This window comes from Burkholderia sp. Ac-20344, from assembly GCF_017104975.1.
GTDB lineage: Bacteria > Pseudomonadota > Gammaproteobacteria > Burkholderiales > Burkholderiaceae > Burkholderia.
Window position 1 is genome coordinate 1 of sequence record NZ_JAAGPP010000331.1, and the last position, 2011, is coordinate 2011.

At 69.8% G+C, this 2011-nt stretch carries 3 protein-coding genes and 1 pseudogene; all 4 read left to right on the forward strand.

Translation table 11 applies throughout. From position 1 onward, the window contains the following. Positions 1-204, forward strand: a pseudogene (locus tag G3N64_RS38875) (outer membrane protein assembly factor BamE); the annotation flags it as partial. Between the two features lie 62 nt (positions 205-266). After that, positions 267-1064 carry a 4-hydroxy-tetrahydrodipicolinate reductase gene (gene dapB / locus G3N64_RS38880; RefSeq protein WP_205788867.1) on the forward strand — a complete coding sequence of 266 codons (798 nt, stop codon included), beginning with the start codon at positions 267-269 and terminating at the stop codon, positions 1062-1064. 18 nt (positions 1065-1082) lie between these two features. Next, entirely contained in the window at positions 1083-1751 is a 669-nt protein-coding gene (locus G3N64_RS38885; protein ID WP_205788868.1) for a MotA/TolQ/ExbB proton channel family protein, read from the forward strand. A 24-nt stretch (positions 1752-1775) separates the two neighbouring features. Then, on the forward strand, positions 1776-2011 hold a 236-nt coding region (locus G3N64_RS38890), incomplete at its 3' end, for a biopolymer transporter ExbD (RefSeq protein WP_205788869.1).

Consider the following 2011-nt stretch of genomic DNA (forward strand, 5'->3'; position numbering starts at 1 on the left):
TGCCGGTTCACGCCGTCCACGCAGGCTGCCGGCGGTGCGCCGGTGCCGGGCGGCCAGCCGCCGGGCGCGGTTCCGGCGATCCAGCCGCAGTTCCAGTTCCATCGTCCGCCGCCGCCGAACGCGTCGAACGAGGCGTCGCCGCCAGTCGGCCCGCAAGGCTCGGACACGCTGCAGAACCAGCCGCTCACCGCGCCGGCGCAGTAAGTCCGCGTGCGGAAACAGGGCGGCATGCGCCGCCCGCCTTTAGACCTGTCGTGTAGAAAGCCATGAAGATTGCGATTGCCGGCGCATCGGGCCGTATGGGCCGGATGCTGATCGAAGCCGTTCTCAACGATGCCGACGCGCAGCTCGTCGGCGCGCTCGACCGCGCCGATTCGCCGTTCCTCGGCCAGGACGCCGGCGCGTTTCTCGGCAAGGAAACCGGGGTCAAGCTGACCGCCGACCTCGACGCCGTGTTCGCGCAGGCCGACTACCTGATCGATTTCACGCGTCCGGAAGGCACGATGGCCCATATCGAGGCCGCGCTGCGCCACGACGTGAAGCTCGTGATCGGCACGACCGGCTTCACCGCCGAGCAGAAGGCCGGGCTGCAGGCCGCGGCGGGCAAGATCGGCATCGTGTTCGCGGCGAACATGAGCGTCGGCGTGAACGTCACGCTGAAGCTGCTCGAATTCGCGGCGAAGCATTTCTCGCACGGCTACGACATCGAGATCATCGAGGCGCATCACCGCCACAAGGTCGACGCGCCGTCGGGCACCGCGCTGATGATGGGCGAAGCCGTCGCCGGCGCGCTCGGGCGTTCGCTCGACGATTGCGCGGTGTACGGCCGCCACGGCGTGACGGGCGAACGCGATCCGTCGTCGATCGGCTTCGCCGCGGTGCGCGGCGGCGACATCGTCGGCGATCACACCGTGCTGTTCGCCGGAGTCGGCGAGCGCATCGAGATCACGCACAAGTCGTCGAGCCGCGTGTCGTATGCGCAGGGCGCGCTGCGCGCGGTCCGCTTCCTGTCGGCGCGCGGCGCCGGCCTGTTCGACATGCAGGACGTGCTCGGCCTGCGCTGACACCACGGGGAAACTCCGATGGCGATACCCACCGGCGTTGTCCACTACCTCGAAAGCGGCGATGCGATCACGCATGCCGTCGCTTATGTGCTGCTGGCGATGTCCGTCGCCAGCTGGTGCTTCCTCCTCATGAAAGCCTGGCTGCTGGTCCGCGCGAAGCGGCAGGGGCCGCGCGCGCTCGCCGCGTTCTGGCGTGCGCCGTCGCTCGACGCGGGCATCGCCGCGCTCGCCGGCGCGGATCGCGAGCGCGTGTTCGTGCCGCTCGCCGAAGCGGCGCGCGATGCGGCCGACAACCACGACCCGGCCGCTCTGGCCGCGCGCGTCGAGCGCAGCGAACGCGTGCTGCGCGCGTTGCGGCACGCGATGCTGCGCTCGCAGCGGCGCCTCGAATTCGGCCAGGTGCTGCTCGCGTCGATCGGCAGCACCGCGCCGTTCGTCGGGCTGCTCGGCACCGTGTGGGGCATCTACCACGCGCTCGGCAGCATCGCCGCGAGCGGGCAGGCGCAGATCGAGAATGTCGCGGGGCCGGTCGGCGAGGCGCTGATCATGACCGCGTTCGGGCTCGTCGTCGCGATTCCTGCGGTGCTGGCCTACAACATCCTCGGGCGGCTCGTGCGGCAGCTCGCCGAGGAGCTCGACGGCTTCGCGCGCGACCTGCACGTGTTCGTGTGCGCGCAGGAAGCCTGACGGGCCCATTCCGGAGGAGCGACCATGGCATTCGGCGGACTCGAGCACCACAAGACGTCCGCGCCGATGGCGGAGATCAACATGACCCCGCTGATCGACGTGATGCTGGTGCTGCTCGTCATCTTCATCATCACCGCGCCGCTGATGACGCACGCGATCCGGCTCGATCTGCCGAAGGTTGCGGCCAGCGTCGCGCGCGACACGCCGCAATCCGTCACATTGTCGATCGACGACGCGGGCAAGCTGTACTGGGACGATGC